This is a genomic window from Nostoc sp. (assembly GCF_036917195.1).
GTDB lineage: Bacteria > Cyanobacteriota > Cyanobacteriia > Cyanobacteriales > Nostocaceae > Nostoc.
In genome coordinates this window covers 105,472-123,771 of record NZ_JBALDG010000066.1, presented here as the reverse complement: position 1 = coordinate 123,771, position 18,300 = coordinate 105,472, and the positions used below count along the sequence as shown (strand labels likewise).

Here is an 18,300-nt window from a genome sequence, read left to right as displayed (position 1 = left end):
ATGTAAACTGCCTTGTTATATACTTACGTTTGTTTTGATATGCTTTATCTACTCAATTGTAATCTATGCGGCTGGAAAATTAGCTAGTTAATATAAAATCTGGCTCGTCGGTTATATTGGCTTTATTTAGTCACGATTATTTTCAGTTAAATCGTAAGTAAATGGTAATTCAAATCCCCAAGGAAACTAGCCCGCGTCCATTTTTGAAGTGGGCAGGGGGTAAAAGTAGGTTAATACAGCAATATATTCCTTATTTTCCTAAAAGTTATAAAAATTACTATGAGCCATTCTTAGGTGGTGGTGCTGTTTTTTTCTATCTTCAACCAAGCGCAGCAATTTTAACTGATATTAACGACGAATTAATTAACACTTATTGTTGTGTTAGAGACAATGTTGAGGAGTTAATTTCTATATTGAAAGAGCATAAAAACCGACATAATAAAGATTATTACTATAGTGTCCGAAACAACTCTGGTGGTACTGATATAGAAAAAGCTGCTCGGATAATTTATCTTAATAAGACTTGTTTTAATGGTCTTTATCGAGTCAACTCACAGGGTAAATTTAATGTGCCTTTAGGCAGATATGAAAATCCCAACATTTGTCATGAAAATTTACTGCGAATAGCTTCTATAGCACTTTCTCATGCGGAGATTAAACAAGCAGATTTTACAGAAGTCCTAAATCATGCGACTAGCAGTGACGACTTTGTATTTTTTGACCCGCCCTATGATCCTATCAACAACACTAGCTATTTTACAGCTTATAGTCCAAATTCTTTTAGTAAAAAAGACCAAGAACTTTTGAGAGATACTTGTGCAGAGTTGGCTAGTCGCGGTGTTAAAGTTATGGTATGTAATTCTGATAGTGAATTTATTAGAAAAATTTATACTAATATCAATTTTGAAACTTACAGAATCAAAGCAGCCCGATCAATTAACTCAAATATAAAAAATAGAGGTATAATTTATGAACTATTAATTACATCTTTTAAAGATTTTTATTTGCCCAAGCAATGAATCTGTCTAAGCTATAAACTGCTAATAAATTATGGTTATCAATCACTCTTGCTTTCAGCCATTTACTTGCGCCTTCTCGCATACCTTCACCGCCTAAAATCACAATAGTTGGTGCAGGGTAATAGTGCTGAATATTCATGTTCAAATAAGGAAATTTTTCATCAACCGAACCAGGGCTTTCTTGCCATTTACACTCGAAGATTAAACCAGATGGCATTGTAGGTGAGCCAACAACATAAAAATCAACCTTTAGATCGGTATGATAAATTCCAGTTCCAACATAAACTTGTTTTCCATAACGTTTTGGTAATAAAGCAGCATTCAATATAAATTCTTTTGGGACATAGTTCCCTACTTGGAAATAATTATGCCCATTTAAGATTGCTTCTACATTTCCTTCTAAAATATTCCCAGACTTATTTGCCCGTCCGCCTTGAGTCAGAGCCATCATCAATCCCTCTGCCAAAAGTCCTGCTTATTATAGGATTTCACAGAAGTAGTAACAAATAATCAGTTGCTTAATATGAATTTTTGATTTTGACTAAACAAGGTTGGATTAATAAGCAAAAAATCCGAAAAATTTGGTATTTTTGTACTAGATGAATACAAATGTATTAATAATTGGGATCAAGAATGATTTGCTAATTCAGGAAGTATGAAAGAAATGGAATTTTCTTTTTCTCTTTGCCCCTTAACCTTTTTCCTAACCTCTCTAATAACTGGAATTGAGCTTGGATAAATTTTAGTGATTTCGCCTTAGCTTTAGCCTGTCTGGGCTTCAGTATGACCGTTGCGGATAGTCCATGCTAGTTCTAAGAGTTGAGTCCAGCGCTTTTGTAGCTGTTTGGGAGTGCATTTGATGGCTTTGGCGATCGCTTGGTCGTTTTGCCTTGCAGTTTTTAACTCTAATATTTGCTGTTGCTGTTCTGTGAGTTGATTTAAAAAGACTTCCCACTGCTGGGAAGATAAACCCAACTTTTGTTCTAAACCTGCACCTAACCATTGATGTACCAATTGCCAATGGTGTTGTTTGGCAAACTTTTCTACGTGGTATTTAAAGCGTTGTTGGAGATAATCGCGCTGACGGCTGGTTAAACCGAGAATTTGGTCAATTTCTGGGGCTGAAAGGTCTTGGAGTTTCAGGCTGAGGTAGTTCATACAGTCAGATTGTCCTTGAGAATCCAAGTATTTCATCAATTCAGTGATGACGCGATCGCGTTCTGACTCTTCTGATGGATCAAAATTAGTTTGAGCAATCATTTGCGATCGCAGCTGTTGCACCGCCGAGTTGCGCTGGTAAGATTCTGCTTCTTCACCCTTAGCAGACTCTACCGCCATTTCAATATCCACGGTAGTTTCTTGCGGCTGACGACGAGCAAAACCTTGGGCCCGCAAGATAATCAATTGCTGATTTGCACCACCAGGTAAATTGATCCGGCGTTTGGCATACTGTTCTGTAAACGCCATATATTCAGCTAATTGCAGCTGAGTACGCGGCGTATGATCATTAGGTAATTCGTTTTCTCTGCGGAAAGCTTTGATCGCTTCGATATAAAATGCTTGTAAAAAATCTTCAATTAGGCTGTAACGAGCCTCAAAGCCCAACTCAGAGCCAGATATAGTTACATGGCGGTAAACCATAGCACCCAAATTGCTATGTAATTCCACCCGCCCTTGTTTGGAACCTAGTTGGTAGTAACGTAAGCACTTTTGCATCCGATGCCTTCCTAACGTCATCTGCCAGGATTTGATTTGCCCAGATGTTTGGATACGGGAGCTTTTGTTGCAAATGCGTTCTACTTCTATAGCTATGCGATTTGCTAAAGCTTCTACGCATCTGGGTGCTGCTTTCACTTGTGCTTGCATTTCCTGACACAGCAATTCAATTAAGTTACTGCTGCTGCTGTCTGAAAATTCTTCGGTCGAAAGGTGATTATCAAAAATAGGTGTAGAGTTTGGTAGATTAACGACGTTAGCTTTCATGACTTTTCCAGGGAGTAGTATTGCACCGTAATTACAACGCAGACACAGCAATCAAGGCCAGTCTTGGCTGGAGAATCTTTGGGCATTCATCCATTAAGACTTGCCGCATGTAATGCTCACATCTAAAGCTCATATATAAAACTATAGGAAATACGAGAGAGTTACAGTTATGGCAATGTGTCGGTTTTTTCACAAGCCGCCACATTCACGCGGGGACATGAGTACCCGTCATTTTCTCAAAGTTGTCAAATCCCTTGCTGTAGCGACTGTTACCACCATCCTGTTATTGCATTTGTGCCCATCGAAGACATCGCCTTTAAATATGACAATTTCAAAACTGGAATCGCTTTAATCACAATTTCCGAAACGGAGAGGTGTGCCTGTGAATTTTAATTTTTATACCCATGCTGCTGCTGCTTCCCAACCTAAACCCCTCCGTATAATTACTGCTTCTTCTGCCGTCAGATCCAAAATGGTTGACACTTCGTATGTAGGTTCCTCGCCAGTATCTACAATTATGTCTACCAACTTGTCTAAACAGTCAAATAGCTCTACCCGCGACTGAACAGTTTCTGGATCTATCCGAATCATGCCATTATCTGCTTCATCTGGTGGCAGATGTGCTGAAGTTGAAATAATCGGATTGCCCAAGGCTGCCAGCAACTCCAAACACACAGTATGGTTTGGTACTCTAATTCCAGTAGTTTTCCGCTTGGGGCTTTGCACCAATCGCGGTACTAATTTAGTTGCTGGGAGCAAAAACGTGTATGGCCCTGGAATCAGGCGTTTCATAATCCGATAGGCTGTGTCACTTACGAAGGCATAAGTTGCCACATTTGAAAGCGAGGGAGATAAAAATGTCAGTGGTTTATCATTTGCTAGCTGTTTAATTTGCCGCACTCGTTCTACCGCCGACTTGGCATTCAAATCACAACCGATCGCATAGACTGTATCAGTAGGGTAAAGCATGACTGCGCCACTAGAAAGCGCCGACTTTATTTCCTCTATTCGGCGAATTTGAGGATTATCCGGATGAACTGGGAAAATTTTTGCCATAGAGGGATTGGGAATTGGGAATAGGGGAGAATAACTAATGACTAATGACTAATTTATTATGAATAAAATTGCTTATCTTCAATGTCCGACAGGGATTTCTGGTGATATGTGCCTGGGTGCTTTGGTAAGTTTGGGTGTTCCTGTGGAGTATTTAATTGAAAAACTCAATGAGTTGGGTATTGAACAGGAATATCAGTTAAGGGCGGAATTTGTCCAACGGAATGGTCAGCAGGCGACTAAAGTCCATGTGGATTTAGTAGACGATCACCACCACGACCACGAACACAGTCACCATTACACACGCCACTTGCCAGAAATAGAGGAGATGATTATCAAAGCGGGGTTGCCACCACGGGCAGAAGCTTGGAGTTTAGCGGTATTCCAACAGCTAGCTGTAGCAGAAGGAGCGGTGCATGGCATTTCCCCTGAAAAAGTTCATTTCCATGAGGTGGGTGCTGTAGATGCGATCGTAGATATTGTGGGTACTTGCCTGGGGTTAGATTGGTTGGGGATTGAGAGCAATGACGAAGGATTGCCCCTGCTTTATTGCTCGGCGTTCCCGACTGGTGGCGGCACTGTTCGGGCTGCACATGGTCAGATGGCGGTACCAGTACCAGCGGTATTAAAGCTGTGGGAAATGCGGGGTTGTCCAGTTTATAGTAATGGGATTGACAGAGAACTGGTGACACCTACAGGGGCCGCGATCGCCACTGCTTTGGCAACAGACTTTGGTTCACCACCCGCGATCGCTATTAAGCAGGTAGGACTGGGAGCAGGAACTATAAATTTACCCATTCCCAATATTCTACGCCTCTGGCTGGGTGAAAGCGTAAGTTTAAAGTCTAATTTTAGCGATTCTGAAGATACTATCGCAAATTTAGAAAATTTCAGCGATTCTGAAGATACTAGCTCAAATTTAGAAACGATATCAGTACTAGAAACCCAAATTGATGATTTAAATCCCCAAGCGATCAGCTATGTGTTTGAGGCATTGTTTGCGGCTGGTGCGGTGGATGTTTTTACCCAAGCGATCGGCATGAAAAAATCCCGTCCAGGGATTTTGGTGACTGTAATCTGTCATCCAGAAAATTTACTCAGTTGTGAAGCGGTTTTATTTAGCGAAACCACTACTTTGGGCATTCGGCGAACAACTCAGCAACGTGCCATTTTACAACGGGAAATTCAACAAGTGGAAATTGAATATGGCAAAGTGCGTGTCAAAGTAGCATGGAAGGGAGAATTATCAGAAAAAGTTATTGTTAATGTACAGCCAGAATATGAAGATTGTGCAGAGTTAGCTCGAAAACATAATATTCCCTGGCGTGAAATTCAACGGCTGGCGCTACAGCATTGGTATTTAGTCAATGACTGATACAAATTCCTCGTTCCTCGTTCCCAGTTGGAGACTGGGAATGCCATCCTAAAGGCTTCGCCTCTGCTCACACATCAATCGACTCTACTGTGTTTTGGCTTTACAAGCCTGCCATTGGGGTTCAGCCGGGATACGCGTAAAACAGGACACGTTGTAAATAAATGTTGCAGAGCGTGTTTTATTGATTTACCAACGTGCCCTATTTTGCAGCTATCCCGGCTGAACCCCTGATTGGAGCGGAGCGATCGCGCTTTTTGGTGCTGCTTCCTCTCTGGACTAAATGTCGTTTAACTACCATTAGCCAACATTTTTAGAGGTAAAACCCTGTTATATGGTAAATGGTGATATATGAATTTTTCTAGTTTAAGTAATGATGTTTTTCAAATAATTCGTACTAACTAGTCCAATTGGAGAATTGTCATACTCAAAATGATGAGAGTCGCTTACGTATTAAAGAATAAGTTTATCTACAACAACGCTTCGGATTACTTTTAAATAAAACTGATAAGCTATGCACTACCCACTATTTAATAGTTAGATTCAGGTACTGACACAATGTCTTCATCCATATCTTACTAAATTTTATATATTGTTAATTGTAAACAACGTTATAGCGTTGAAATTTCTAAGCATAAGTCAATAATGCCCCCTATCCAACTGATCTACACCAACGTGTCTAAGTTTCAGTTTAGTTTTTTAGTAGGCTTAATCAGCGCCCTTAGCATTTGTCTTAATCTACCAGCAGTAGCTTTACCAGGGCAAGACGCTGAGACAGTAATGCGATGGTCAGATGATCATCAGTTGATTGCTTTCCTCATGCCTAGCATCAAGTTACAAGCGGGAGAACCCGATTTGTTCTCTACATCTAAGTGCCTTGGCAAGGAGTTAAGTTTTGCCGTTTGGGCACCTAATGGCCTGGTGATCCGAGAAATGATCGATTATCGGTCTAGTGATACATCTTTCAACTTCGATCCAAACAATTCCGCCGGAATTAATCTGATTCGACAAGTGTACGATTCTGCGATCGCTCAAGATTTTGCATCTTCTACCCTGATATATAAGAGAAACGATAACACGCTCAGACCCAGTTTTTACCGAGGTAAGCGCTACGGATATATCACGGAACACTTTCTTGATCGCCGCTACCAAAATATAACTCAGCAACGCGGTGTGTCACAGCTAACATTAGTGCCTCTGGGCCAACTAGAAAACGAAATTCAACTTGATAAAAAAATCTAGGGTTATTTCCTCAACTTCGATAGTGTAAACTATTTCAACGTCAGATGGCGGCTGATTGCTGTGGAATTGGTCTATTCTTGCTTCTAGGTTGCGGCTGAGTCTAATGCATAAGCTAACTTCACTCATTCCTAACTAAACTAATGATGGCACGCATATACCCCGCTATCCTTGAACGGGGTTTCCTTACAAATACTGTTCATAGAAATAAACAAGCAAAATCATGAAACTTCTTAAATTAGTAAGCATGTTCCTGTTAACAGGAGCATTTGTAAGCGCTCAGACTATTATCAGCATAACTTTTTCACAGCCTGCTGCCTCACAGTCCACTAATCGCAGTAAAGCGATTGAAGTACCATTTAAAGTTTGCTATTCATCCGAAACATGGGTGCGTCCTACTAAAGCAGAACAAATAAACTTTCTGCTGTCTAAGAAAAGATATGGTGATGTGACTAAGGAACCTGAGCGTTATGAAAGATGGTTGAGCTATAATATTTATTCGTTTACAATTTTTGGTGGTAGTGCGTTTGCTGATTATCATTATCTTGCGGGTTTATGGACACCCATAGGTAATCCTGTATGGCAATGTGATAAATCATCAAGGCATAAAATTAACACTGGAGAGATAGCTGAAGTGTGGGTTTTGCTATACAGAGCAATAAGTATCAAGTGGGTAGGCAATCACTATCTTATGGTAGTTAAGCCTACACAAAAAGGTTTTCAATATATTCAATTATCTAGACGAGAGCATCAGGATTCACTTCCATTAAAAGTCATTACTGAAGACGGTAGTGAGATAAAAGTCTTACCCTTCTCACCCAACAATTTGTCTTATTAGGACTTAGGCATCGTACATAAGTACTATACGCAATTTAAGAGACCTCTTGCATAAATGCTTAAATTGTCATATTGAGCGGAGTGATACATCTAGCGAGATTCTTCTCTCCAGTGCGTTCTACTCAGAATGACATACCTGATTTTGGGACTTTTGCAAGAGGTCTAAGTGTTTCAGCTATGTTTAGCATCTAGCGATGTCTACGACGGGCTACGCCTACGCAAATAAGCGAATAAATAAGGGTTATGCGAAGCGCCCGAAACGAACAAATACCGTTAAACATATTATGGCTAATTTGTACAGTGCGTAAGTTTTAGTTATATGATTACGGAGTCAAAAAATGCCATTTCAAAGCACAGATGGACAAAGAAAAAGGGAGCGTTTATATCCGACTAGATGACCAAGCATTGTTACTTTGGCAGACTACCAATGGTTGCCTATAATTTTTCTTTTTAGGTCTGGAGTTTTAGAGTCATAGTTAGAAGCCATTTAATTACTTAGAACTTTTATCAAATATTGTGTCAATGTAAAGGCATCTACACCCAATTCACTACGCTCTTGAGCTGCTAAAACACCGGCTTGCGAATGCCACCAAGCGGCAGTTGCCACAATATCTTCTACGGGAATCTGTTTAGTTGCTGCTTGCGCCAATAATCCACCTAGTAGCCCAGTTAACACGTCGCCGCTACCACCACGTGCTAAGGCGGGTGTGCTTTCAGGAACAATCCAAACAGCACCTTGAGGATTTGCGATCGCAGTTCTCGCCCCTTTCAACAACACTATCGCCTCACTTTGCGCGGCTGCTTCCCGTACTGCTTTCACCCTGTCATGCTTGGCATCGGTGACATCAGGAAATAATCGCTCAAATTCGCCAGTGTGGGGTGTGAGTACGGTTACTGCTTGGCGTTTTATTAGTGTGGCGATCGCTCCTATTTGTGCCAGGATATTTAAACCATCGGCATCAAGAAGCAAAGTGCGTTCGCTTTCTATGACTTGTTGCACAATGGGCGTAGCATCTCGTGTTAAACCGGGACCACAGGCGATCGCATTAAAGGAACTTAGATCAGTTTTTTCTGGTAATTGCAATTGAGCGATCGCTCCAGTTTCCGTCTCTGGACAACCGATAATTAGAGCTTCTGGTAAGTGTGACACCAAAAGAGATTTCAGCGATTCCGGTACGGCAATCGAAAGCATCCCCACACCACTAGCCCTAGCACCCAAAGCAGTTAAAATTGCTCCACCTGCATAGCGCCGCGAACCGCAAATCAGCAGTAAATGTCCTTCCTTATATTTGTGGGTGACTGCTGGACGAGGTAGGGGTAAAGTAGCAAGTGCCGTTGCTAATGTAATACGTTTAATCCTGGGTGCAGCTTTCAGAACAGCTTCCACATCAGCTAAAGGAATATCGAAATCGATTAACTCAGCTTTGCCGAGATATTCCAACGCCTGATCTTGGAAGAAAGCTAATTTCCATAAACCCAAGCAAAAAGTGTGAGTGGCGCGAATCGCAGTTCCCAATACTTCGCCTGTGTCAGTGTGTAAACCTGAAGGTAAATCGATGCTATAAATCGGCACAGACAATTCATTGAGCTGATTAATTGCAGAGGCAATGGGATCAGTGAGGTTTTTTTCTAAACCATACCCAAACAAGCCATCAATCAACAAATCAGAATCTGGCAGTTGCTCAATTGTTTGATAAATTGGAATGCCCAAACTCTGAGCATACTGCAAGTGCTGCGAAGTTAATTCCTTAAGCTTAGAGAAAGGAGAATAAATCCAAATCTTATACCCGCGAAAGTGTAATTCACGGGCTACTACTAAAGCATCCCCGCCATTATGACCGGGGCCAACAAGAATTCCGACACGAGAAGGAACATCTTCCTTTTTAAGGGGATTTGGGAAGATATCTTGAATGCGACGGGCAATTAATCCCGCGACCTTTTCCATCAAAGCTACTACAGGCATTCCTGCTGCAAAGATCCGCTCTTCAATATCGCGCATCTGACCAGCAGTCACTACCACTTGCGAAATTTTTTCTTGCTTGTTCTGCATCAGTCTTGAGTGCTGAGTTATGAGTTTCACTAAACAAGAGGTTCACTACTTTACTCATCAGCTTACCTTGAATGTGCTTATCACATAGCAACTTTTCACTTTGCTGACTGACGTTATTTGAGTAAATCGCGGTAGTCGATCAATTTATTAATACAGTTTTGCGTAAAAGCCTAGCGTTCTTAATGCAGGGGGACGCATTGGCATTGCAGAGGAACGCATTAATAATGCAGCCGACTACATTAACATTGTATCAAGATGCATTGGCATTGCAGAGGGATGCATTAACATTGTATCAAGATACATTGGCATTGCAGAGGGACGCATTAACATTGTATCAAGATGCATTGTCATTGTAAGGTATTGCCAAATTTAATTCGCTACGAATTAATCAAATGCTCTACTGAGTCAGTTCGTTGATAGGTAGCCTTCCGTTTCCACGCCGATTAGGAGGTACTGCCACAGGCTGATTTAGCACAGTGAAAAATCACTCGGTTTTTTAACCAAACCATTTCCTGACTGTTGCAGAACAGTTCCCATGCCTGATTGACTAAACTCTTCAGTGCCTTAACCAAATTACAGGTGATACTGGCCATGCTGCAAGCGCTTGAAGAATATTTCGATTTACTGTTCCATAGCAGCAAGGCATTCATAAAGTGGCGATCGCCCGATCCGCAAATCTGAAAAGAATATCGATAATCAGATAACTAGGAATTCTCTTTAATAGTGACTAATCCATGTATGCCTAACGCTGCGATTACTCCTTTCAGTAATCCCCAAGTCCCATCGGCAAATACATTGATGCGATGAATGTAGGTGCGATAATAGGCGGACTCTAACTGTCTATCATTTACTTTTCCCACCTCTACCAGGTTTTGCACATACCTTTCAGCTTTGATCAGTGCTGCATAATCGAGATTAAACCAATATAACGATACTCCCACCACTGTCAAACCTGGAAAAACCAAGGTAATTAAGAGAATTCCTATACGTGCATTCATATATCTCATCGGCTGATATACCTGCTTAGGGACTGACATAGCTGGAATCCTTGTATTACCTGAACTTTTCACGGTATCTGGAAAACCTCTCTAAATCTCTCTCCTAAAAGGAGAGAGACTTTAAACTTTCCCCCTTCCCGCGTCGGGAAGGGGGTTAGGGGGTTAGGTTTTTCGTGGACTTTTTCAGATGCCGTGAAAAGTCAGTTGTATTACAACTTGGCAGACCAATTTAATAATGCGTTGGAGTAGGTAAATCAGATTTTGGGAATAATCCTCATAGGGTTTGTAAGCATCGTTTTGGTTGGGCTGCACACTATGAGAGCGCGATTTATCGGAAAAAAGCAGATTTTTGGCTGTTTATTTATTGCATTTTGCTGCATTTTATGTATTTGTTTAGCATTAATTCCAGCCCACGCAACGTCCACAGAGTCTATTGATACTTTGCGACAACAGCAGCAACAAACGAATCAGCAGCATCAGAGTGTGGTTAACGATCGCGATCGCTTAACAAATCTCCAACAAGAGGCCCAAAAACACCTCACTGGTTTGAAGCAAAATCTGCAAACCACAGATAGCTACATTCAAGAGAGCGAATCACGATTACAACTCGCTACCCAACGCCTCCAGCAGTTAGAAGCTGATTTAGCTGTGACGGAACGTTCATATCAGGAGCGGCAAATAGCAACAGTAGCACGATTGCGTTATCTCCAGCGATCGCCTGCATCTGTAGGATGGGCAGTTTTGCTCCAAAGTGAAAATATCAGCGATTTTATCAGCCGCCGTCATCAGTTGAAGTTAGTGTATCAGGCAGACCAGAAAATTTTGGTAAAACTCAACGCTCAAGCAAACCTGATCAATAAACAGAAAACGGACGTAGAACAGCAAAAAAACGAAATTGCTTTGATTCGTGAGCAACTGTTAGCACAAAAAGCCGATTATCAAACTCAGGCGCAATCACAATCAGAATTGATTCAACGCCTCAATAGCGATCGCCTAGCCTTGGAAGCGGCGCAAAATCAGCTAGAAAGGGAATCCAAAAATCTGGAAGTCTTGATTCAACAAAAGGTAGCAGAAGCTAGAGCAGCAGAAGAAGCCCAAGCAAAAACCAACGGCCAGACAAGCATGATCATTCGGGGAACTGGTGTGATGGCATATCCTAGTGATGCTCCTACTAGCAGTCCCTTCGGCTGGCGGATACACCCAATCCTCGGCTATCGTCGCTTTCATGCCGGGTTAGATTTTGCCGCTAGCTATGGTAGTACAATTCGGGCAGCCGATTCAGGAAGAGTGATTTTTGCTGGGTGGTATGGTGGTTATGGCAGAGCTGTAATTATCGATCACGGCAATGGCATGACTACACTGTACGGTCATACCAGCGAGTTGTATGTTTCCGAAGGACAAGCAGTTGAACGCGGACAAGCGATCGGTGCTGTCGGTTCTACAGGTTTCTCAACTGGCCCCCATCTCCACTTTGAAGTTCGTCGGAATGGTACACCAGTAGACCCAGCTAATTTTCTTTAACTCGTAAACCAAGTTTCTCTAGGCTGCAAATTTTATCACAGACATGCTATAATATGGGAGACTAAGGGCGCGTAGCTCAGTGGATAGAGCAACAGATTCCGGTTCTGTGGGTCGGGGGTTCAAATCCCTCCGCGCTCGTTTTTTATTTTAGATTGCCAAATTATTTGTCTGCGTTGACAGATTAATGCTGCTGATTATTTTGTGAAAGGCGATCCGAAGAATATTTTAACAAAATAAGGGATTAAGGCGGTTTGTGAGGTTTATCGCAATTGGGAAACGCGAGAGAAGCTGAGTAAAGTTGTTAAGTTAGAGGAATTGAGGGAAGCGGATTATAATCTTAGTCCGTCGCAGTTTGTGGATGTTAGCGATAAAGTTGTGCATCGGGCGATCGCGGATATTTTGACAGATTTAGCAGCAGCAAGACAGGGAATGGGCGGATAAAGATTTAGATGAGGTGTTAGCAAAGTTGAATTTATAACGTTTTTCATATAAGGCGATGCCTACGGCTGGCTATGCCTACGCATTTGTTATTTCGGCGAACGCATTTGTTATTTCGGCGAACGCATTTGTTATTTCGGCGAACGCATTTGTTATTTCGGCGAACTCATTTGTTATTTCGGCGAACTCATTTGTTATTTCGGTGTTCGCATTTGTTATTTCGGCGAACTCATTTGTTATTTCGGCGAACGCATTTGTTATTTTGGCAAACGCATTTGTTATTTCGGCGGACTCATTTGTTATTTTGGCATCTCCATAACGCACCCTACGAAACTACTAAGTAACCACGCAAAATTAATTACAGTCATTGCGAGCGAAGCGTTCGCGGAGTGTCTCGTTGGCGCAGCCTCTTGTAGAGAAGAGAAGCAATCCCAACCCCTGCGATTGCTTCATTCCGCTTCGCTCCATTCGCAATGACATTGTGTAATTAATTATGTTTAACTACTTATAAGAGTTGAAACTTATGCTGGTCATACTTGTGTGTACACCCAAGCCTACAAGGAGAGAGGCTTTAACGCTTACTCCCCAATGCTAGTAGGGAAGGAGTTGGGGGTTAGAATATTCGTAGGTTGGGGCGAAACCCAACAAACCCTGCAAAATGTTAGGTTTCGTTCCTCAAACCTACCTACACGTCTTATAGTGTTAGTGAGGTTTTTGATTACTTGCCATCTCTGCAAAAAGCATAAAACTTTACAGTTATATCAGCCTGCCAGCAGCGATAGTAATAAGCTAAGGGTTACGCAGAAATGAAAGGTCAAAACTCAAACATATATTTTGCGAGTGCGTAGCAGTTGCGGTCATGCGATCGCTTAAACCATCGACACTCCCTTTGAACATCAAAGCCGCATACTGAACTTGGCACTACACTTAAAATTTAACAGCGATGGCTGCGCCCGCCGTAGGCATCGCATTCTCCGAAATCTGCTTCCAGGAAGTTGTAGTAATAACTTGTTATATTTGACACCACAGCTTTCTTGACGCTCAAATTTATGCTAGCTAAATTACCATCACCTCTATTCATACTTCTATTAGGATTTGGCATAACTCAAACCTTTGGATGTACATCTGATAAAGATAATTCAGCGATCGCTCAAACTTCACCAAAGCCAGCACCCCAAGAAATTGTGCAACCAGGAGAAGTTCTGGCTCTACCAGGTGAGTTGGATAAAATACCCGTTTTTAACAGCAATAGCCCAGAATGGATTAAAACTGAAGGTATTTTACTTTCTACCTTTCCTACAAACGGTAAAAAAGTTCCAGCAGCGCACCTCAATTTTCCCTTTCAGGGACGCTTTGACTTATTCGCCCACCATTACTCCCACACTCCCAAGGATTTACAAACGTTATATTTGGGCGTAATTGTGTATAACCCTGGTAAAAAACCTGTAACACTAGATGTGTTGCAAGCGGCAAGTTATTTAATGCAAGATGCGCCTTTTGTCACCTTATCCCCCTACATAGAAAATAATGATGGTAAGGCTTACTCAGGGCCAGGCGATCGCGCTGTTGGTGATGTACTCAGAGGTGTTCGACAAGCAGATTTTCCCGCAAAGCTGATAATTCCCCCAGGACAAAGCCGGATGTTGTTAAATCATCCTATTCCTGTACGAAATCTAGAAAAGCCAGTGAATGGTCGCTCTACCTTTATGCGGCTGCGTAGTAGCGATCAAGTTTATGCTGCAAGTTTAGCAATGTTTGCCAAGAAAAATTCTGATAATACAGAACGCCCACCGACTCTTGCAGAATGGCAAGCTTTACTAAATACCGGGAACTTCGCCGGGCCGCGAGATAAAACCCCTACTTCTCCAAATGCTACCAGTGGCGCACTGATTTATGGGCGTGTAGCTGGGGTGTCTAGTGGTTCCCAGTGGCAAGCAAAGTTGGTGGATAATCCCCAAACCACAATTCTAACTATTCCCCAGCCTGGCAAAGCTATTTCCTATACTTTAGACACATTGCGAAATGGTCGATTGGGCACTCAACAAATCCAAACGGCCAAAATGCTGGTACGTTATCCAGATACGGCATACGAAGCACATGGCAATTATGCGGTGGAATATAAACTCACCTTACCCTTAAGCAACAATACCAACCAAAACCAGACCGTGACTGTGACTTTGGAAACACCTTTGAAGGAAGATAAATTATCCCAAGGTGGTGTGCGTTTTCGCAAACCATCCCTAGATTTTCCTTTCTTCCGTGGTACAGTACGGCTACGCTACTTTGATGACCAAGGTCAACAAAAGACGCGCTATGTACATCTATGGCACAGAACTGGTCAGGTGTTAGAACCATTGGTGCAGATTGTACTTCCACCTTCGACTAAGCGGATAGTACAGGTAGATGTGATTTATCCACCAGATTCGACACCACCACAAGTGCTGAGTGTAAGAACTTTAGAAAAGTGATCTCAAAAAAATCAAATAACTTAAGGCTTGTATGGTTTTCCAGTACACTAACGCATTTGTCACCATAGCATCGGTTAATTGTGAGGAGTTAGTGAATTTCTATACTAGATTTCTGGAGCAAAAGCCAATTATTTTGATTGCGAATATCTATGCTGAGTTTAATTTGGTTGGTATGCGATTAGGTATTTTTAAACCCAAGAACACAAATGAATCGGAATTTGAAGCGCTCGCCAAAAGTAAGATAAGTTTGTGTTTAGAGGTGAGTAACTTAGAAGATGCGATCGCTGATCTCACAGCTTTGGGCTATCCCCCACCAGGAAAGATTTCCATTGCTGACCACGGCAGAGAAATTTATGCCTATGACCCTGATGGCAACCGTCTGATTTTACATCAAGCCATAGTGAATGATAATTGATAAGTGATAATAATTTATTTGGTAATTGACTATGGCTATAACTCAAAACTATAAATTAAACCTGATTCAATGGTATCCAGGTCACATTGCTAAAGCTGAAAAGAAGCTCAAAGAACAGCTCAAGCGCGTAGATGTGGTGTTTGAGGTGCGAGACGCCCGGATTCCCTTAGCGACTCACCATCCCCAAATAGGCGAGTGGGTGGAAGGTAAAAAACGGGTGTTGATACTTAACCGAGTAGATATGATTACGCCGCAAATGCGATCGCTGTGGATAGATTGGTTTAAACGTCAGGGAGAAGTCCCTTATTTTACTAACGCTCAACATGGTAAAGGTATAGCAGAAGTGGCACGGGCAGCGCAAGCCGCTGGGGTAGAACTCAATCAAAGAAGAAGCGATCGCGGCATGTTACCCCGTCCAGTGCGGGCTGTGGTGATTGGTTTTCCTAATGTTGGTAAATCAGCTTTGATTAACCGTCTGTTAGGAAAGCGAGTAGTGGAAAGTGCAGCCCGTCCTGGGGTGACTCGCCAACTGCGCTGGGTGCGAATTTCTGAACATTTGGAATTGCTAGATGCTCCTGGTGTCATCCCTGTAAGGTTGGAAGACCAAGACGCAGCATTGAAATTAGCCATTTGTGATGATATCGGTGAAGCATCTTACGATAATCAGCTAGTAGCAGCAGCCCTAGTGGATTTACTAAACTATTTGGAAGCTGTAGCCACAGATTTGTTACCAAAAAAACCATTACAGTCCCGCTACCAACTCGATTCGGTATCAGACACCGGAGATGTCTATTTGCACGCCTTAGCGGAGCATCGTTACAAAGGTGATATAGAGCGAGCTGCAAGGCAACTTTTAACAGATTTTCGCAAGGGTTTGTTGGGTGAAATGAGTTTGGAATTACCTCCTAATTAATGATTTGTAAGAAAATTCACCCCCGGCTGTCGCCGTCCCCCCGATCCCTTGGGGAGCCAGTGCGTTGGGCGGTGCCGACTTGAAGCATCACAGGGGGTATTGACAGTACAAAATTCTCATGAATGATTTAGGATTGCTATATATTGTCAAATTGCCAAAAGATATACTTACCTTCAGAGGTTGTTTGAAAAGTCTAATTTATTACTGTTTCTTTTTGATATTAGGCTAGTTGACTATCTGTGGAAAACTTGTGGAAAAACTCAGGTAATTTTCCACAAGGTAATTATACTTAATTAAGTTTTATCAGCAAAATATCAAGTTTTCCACAGAATCTTCCACAAAAAGTAAGATTTTTTCCATAATCTAAGTTAAATTTAATCAATTTTTATACGTTACTTAATATTTTCGACTAATTATTTAGCCGTTAACACTAATGATCGGAGCGCTGGTTGTGGAAAACTTAAAATACATCTTCAGGATGGTTTTTGAGAACGACTAGTCATATTGATGCGATCGCTTAGTTGGCGTAGTGTTTGTGCTAAAGTGCGATCACTCTCATGGAGTTGGGTAATTTTATCGCAACTATAGATTACCGTTGTATGGTCTTTACCACCAAACTCCTCGCCAATTCTCGGCAAACTCAGGGATGTATGTTGACGCATTAGATACATTGCTATTTGACGCGCCCAGCTAATCTCTCTTCGTCGTGAGTTACCTTTGAGGTCGTCTATTGAAACATCAAAATTATGCGCCACAACCTTTAAAATTGCTTCTGGGGTAGCTGCCATTTTTTCGTTAGGCGGTTCTAAAACTGGTGTAATATTTTCCACCGTCATCGGTAAGCCCCAAATAGAAATATAAGCCACCGCCCGAATTAAAGCTCCTTCTAATTCTCGAATATTAGAAGTATAGTTAGAAGCAATATATTCAATCACGTCGCGGGGAAGACAAATATTTTCATCCTCGGCTTTTTTCTGCAAAATTGCCATTCTAGTTTCTAAATCCGGCTTTTGGATGTCTGCAATTAACCCCATAGAAAACCGAGAACAAAGACGTTCTTGCAAGCTAGGAATCTGGTTAGGAGGACGATCGGAAGCAATGACAACTTGTTTACCAGCTTCATGTAAAGTATTAAAAGTATAAAAAAATTCTTCTTGGGTGTATTCCTTCCCTTCCAGAAACTGAATATCATCAACTAATAAAACATCAGCGGCTCGGTAATGTTCTCGAAAACTTTGCATACTATCTTTACGAATCGCTGTAATTAAATCATTAGTAAACTGCTCAGTAGAAACATAAAATATTTTACAATCAGGAGAAATTTCCCAGCGATAATGACCAATAGCCTGCATAAGGTGAGTTTTACCTAAACCTACGCCACCGCATAAAAATAAAGGATTAAACTCCCTACCTGGAGATTCCGCAACTGCCAAAGAAGCAGCGTGAGCCATCCGATTGTTAGCACCAACTACAAATCGCGAAAATATATATTTTGAGTTTAATTCAGTAGTTTTTTGGTTATGATTAGGAACAGCTTCAGAAATACTGCTAGGATTTGGTGATTCCCAAGAAATCTCTCGTTCACTAAAATGAGAAACTTCATCACCTTGAGCAACAGTAATGTAAATACCCACCGGATGACCTAGAATATCTTGTACTACATGAGCAATGGTATTGATGTAATACTTCTGTAACCAATTACGAGCAAATGGGTTAGGAGTACGGATAACCAAACAATTATTTTCTAATCGCTCCGCACTAGCAGTTTTGATCCAAGTTTCAAAGGTGGGTCGGGATAGTTCAAGCTGTAAGCGCTCTAGTACCTGACTCCACAGACTTTCTATAGGAATTTCCATTATCCACCACCTTTGCTGCTAATCGTCACAATAGAAGATAAAGCACCAATTTAGCATTGAGACACGCTAGACCTAGAATAAGCTTTTAAGTTGTAATCATTTTGGGACATACCCGGTAGGCACACCACCGATTGATAC

At 41.6% G+C, this 18,300-nt stretch carries 17 protein-coding genes, 1 tRNA gene and 1 pseudogene; 12 read left to right on the top strand and 7 right to left on the bottom strand.

From position 1 onward, the window contains the following. Positions 1-161 precede the first annotated feature (161 nt). The gene (locus V7K40_RS20910) at positions 162-1,019 is read left to right on the top strand and encodes a DNA adenine methylase (protein WP_334963045.1); all 858 of its coding nucleotides are present in this window, start codon (positions 162-164) and stop codon (positions 1,017-1,019) included. On the opposite strand, the gene V7K40_RS20905 is transcribed toward V7K40_RS20910, so the two are convergent. The 3 genes from V7K40_RS20905 to V7K40_RS20895 all read right to left on the bottom strand — a co-directional run bounded on the left by V7K40_RS20905 (position 991) and on the right by V7K40_RS20895 (position 4,058). After that, on the bottom strand, positions 991-1,467 hold the full coding sequence (locus tag V7K40_RS20905) for a PD-(D/E)XK nuclease superfamily protein (RefSeq protein ID WP_334963476.1): 477 nt from the start codon (positions 1,465-1,467) through the stop codon (positions 991-993). The two genes, V7K40_RS20910 and V7K40_RS20905, sit on opposite strands and share 29 nt — an antisense overlap. Positions 1,468-1,781: 314 nt before the next feature. Continuing rightward, positions 1,782-3,002, bottom strand: coding sequence for a HetZ-related protein (locus tag V7K40_RS20900; protein ID WP_334963043.1), 1,221 nt, complete (start codon positions 3,000-3,002; stop codon positions 1,782-1,784). A gap of 396 nt (positions 3,003-3,398) precedes the next feature. Beyond that, positions 3,399-4,058, bottom strand: coding sequence for an L-threonylcarbamoyladenylate synthase (locus tag V7K40_RS20895; RefSeq protein WP_334963041.1), 660 nt, complete (start codon positions 4,056-4,058; stop codon positions 3,399-3,401). 58 nt (positions 4,059-4,116) lie between these two features. On the opposite strand from V7K40_RS20895, the gene larC reads away from it, so the two are divergent. The 3 genes from larC (at position 4,117) to V7K40_RS20880 (ending at position 7,504) form a co-directional block, all read left to right on the top strand. Beyond that, entirely contained in the window at positions 4,117-5,430 is a 1,314-nt protein-coding gene (larC, locus tag V7K40_RS20890) for a nickel pincer cofactor biosynthesis protein LarC (protein ID WP_334963039.1), read from the top strand. 642 nt (positions 5,431-6,072) lie between these two features. After that, on the top strand, positions 6,073-6,669 hold the full coding sequence (locus V7K40_RS20885) for a hypothetical protein (RefSeq protein ID WP_334963037.1): 597 nt from the start codon (positions 6,073-6,075) through the stop codon (positions 6,667-6,669). A 220-nt stretch (positions 6,670-6,889) separates the two neighbouring features. Then, positions 6,890-7,504, top strand: a complete 615-nt coding sequence (locus tag V7K40_RS20880; RefSeq protein ID WP_334963035.1) for a hypothetical protein — start codon at positions 6,890-6,892, stop codon at positions 7,502-7,504. A 486-nt stretch (positions 7,505-7,990) separates the two neighbouring features. Here V7K40_RS20880 and V7K40_RS20875 read toward each other — a convergent pair whose 3' ends face one another. Next, the gene (locus V7K40_RS20875; RefSeq protein WP_334963033.1) at positions 7,991-9,553 is read right to left on the bottom strand and encodes an NAD(P)H-hydrate dehydratase; all 1,563 of its coding nucleotides are present in this window, start codon (positions 9,551-9,553) and stop codon (positions 7,991-7,993) included. 224 nt (positions 9,554-9,777) lie between these two features. Between V7K40_RS20875 and V7K40_RS20870 the strand changes: the two genes are divergently transcribed. After that, on the top strand, positions 9,778-9,909 hold the full coding sequence (locus V7K40_RS20870) for a hypothetical protein (protein ID WP_334963031.1): 132 nt from the start codon (positions 9,778-9,780) through the stop codon (positions 9,907-9,909). A gap of 348 nt (positions 9,910-10,257) precedes the next feature. On the opposite strand, the gene V7K40_RS20865 is transcribed toward V7K40_RS20870, so the two are convergent. Then, positions 10,258-10,551, bottom strand: a complete 294-nt coding sequence (locus V7K40_RS20865; RefSeq protein WP_334963474.1) for a hypothetical protein — start codon at positions 10,549-10,551, stop codon at positions 10,258-10,260. A 315-nt stretch (positions 10,552-10,866) separates the two neighbouring features. Here V7K40_RS20865 and V7K40_RS20860 point away from each other — a divergent pair, with 315 nt between their 5' ends. The 4 genes and pseudogenes from V7K40_RS20860 to V7K40_RS20845 all read left to right on the top strand — a co-directional run bounded on the left by V7K40_RS20860 (position 10,867) and on the right by V7K40_RS20845 (position 12,513). Further along, positions 10,867-12,072, top strand: a complete 1,206-nt coding sequence (locus V7K40_RS20860; RefSeq protein ID WP_334963029.1) for a peptidoglycan DD-metalloendopeptidase family protein — start codon at positions 10,867-10,869, stop codon at positions 12,070-12,072. A gap of 65 nt (positions 12,073-12,137) precedes the next feature. After that, positions 12,138-12,210, top strand: a tRNA-Arg gene (locus V7K40_RS20855). Positions 12,211-12,312: 102 nt separating this feature from the next. Then, positions 12,313-12,381 (top strand): annotated as a pseudogene (locus V7K40_RS20850) (hypothetical protein); the annotation flags it as partial. 6 nt (positions 12,382-12,387) lie between these two features. Continuing rightward, positions 12,388-12,513 carry a hypothetical protein gene (locus tag V7K40_RS20845; protein WP_334963027.1) on the top strand — a complete coding sequence of 42 codons (126 nt, stop codon included), beginning with the start codon at positions 12,388-12,390 and terminating at the stop codon, positions 12,511-12,513. A gap of 75 nt (positions 12,514-12,588) precedes the next feature. On the opposite strand, the gene V7K40_RS20840 is transcribed toward V7K40_RS20845, so the two are convergent. Next, on the bottom strand, positions 12,589-12,834 hold the full coding sequence (locus V7K40_RS20840; RefSeq protein WP_334963025.1) for a hypothetical protein: 246 nt from the start codon (positions 12,832-12,834) through the stop codon (positions 12,589-12,591). 725 nt (positions 12,835-13,559) lie between these two features. On the opposite strand from V7K40_RS20840, the gene V7K40_RS20835 reads away from it, so the two are divergent. Genes V7K40_RS20835 through ylqF form a run of 3 tightly spaced genes read left to right on the top strand, consistent with a single transcriptional unit; the run spans position 13,560 to position 16,306 of the window. Next, on the top strand, positions 13,560-14,978 hold the full coding sequence (locus tag V7K40_RS20835) for a DUF3370 domain-containing protein (protein ID WP_334963023.1): 1,419 nt from the start codon (positions 13,560-13,562) through the stop codon (positions 14,976-14,978). Positions 14,979-15,009: 31 nt separating this feature from the next. Then, positions 15,010-15,393 carry a VOC family protein gene (locus V7K40_RS20830; protein WP_334963021.1) on the top strand — a complete coding sequence of 128 codons (384 nt, stop codon included), beginning with the start codon at positions 15,010-15,012 and terminating at the stop codon, positions 15,391-15,393. A gap of 31 nt (positions 15,394-15,424) precedes the next feature. Then, complete coding sequence (gene ylqF, locus V7K40_RS20825) at positions 15,425-16,306, top strand: ribosome biogenesis GTPase YlqF (protein WP_334963019.1); 882 nt, start codon at positions 15,425-15,427, stop codon at positions 16,304-16,306. A 473-nt stretch (positions 16,307-16,779) separates the two neighbouring features. On the opposite strand, the gene dnaA is transcribed toward ylqF, so the two are convergent. Next, positions 16,780-18,162: a chromosomal replication initiator protein DnaA gene (gene dnaA / locus V7K40_RS20820; RefSeq protein ID WP_334963017.1), complete on the bottom strand. Its 1,383-nt coding sequence runs from the start codon at positions 18,160-18,162 to the stop codon at positions 16,780-16,782. Positions 18,163-18,300 lie beyond the last annotated feature (138 nt).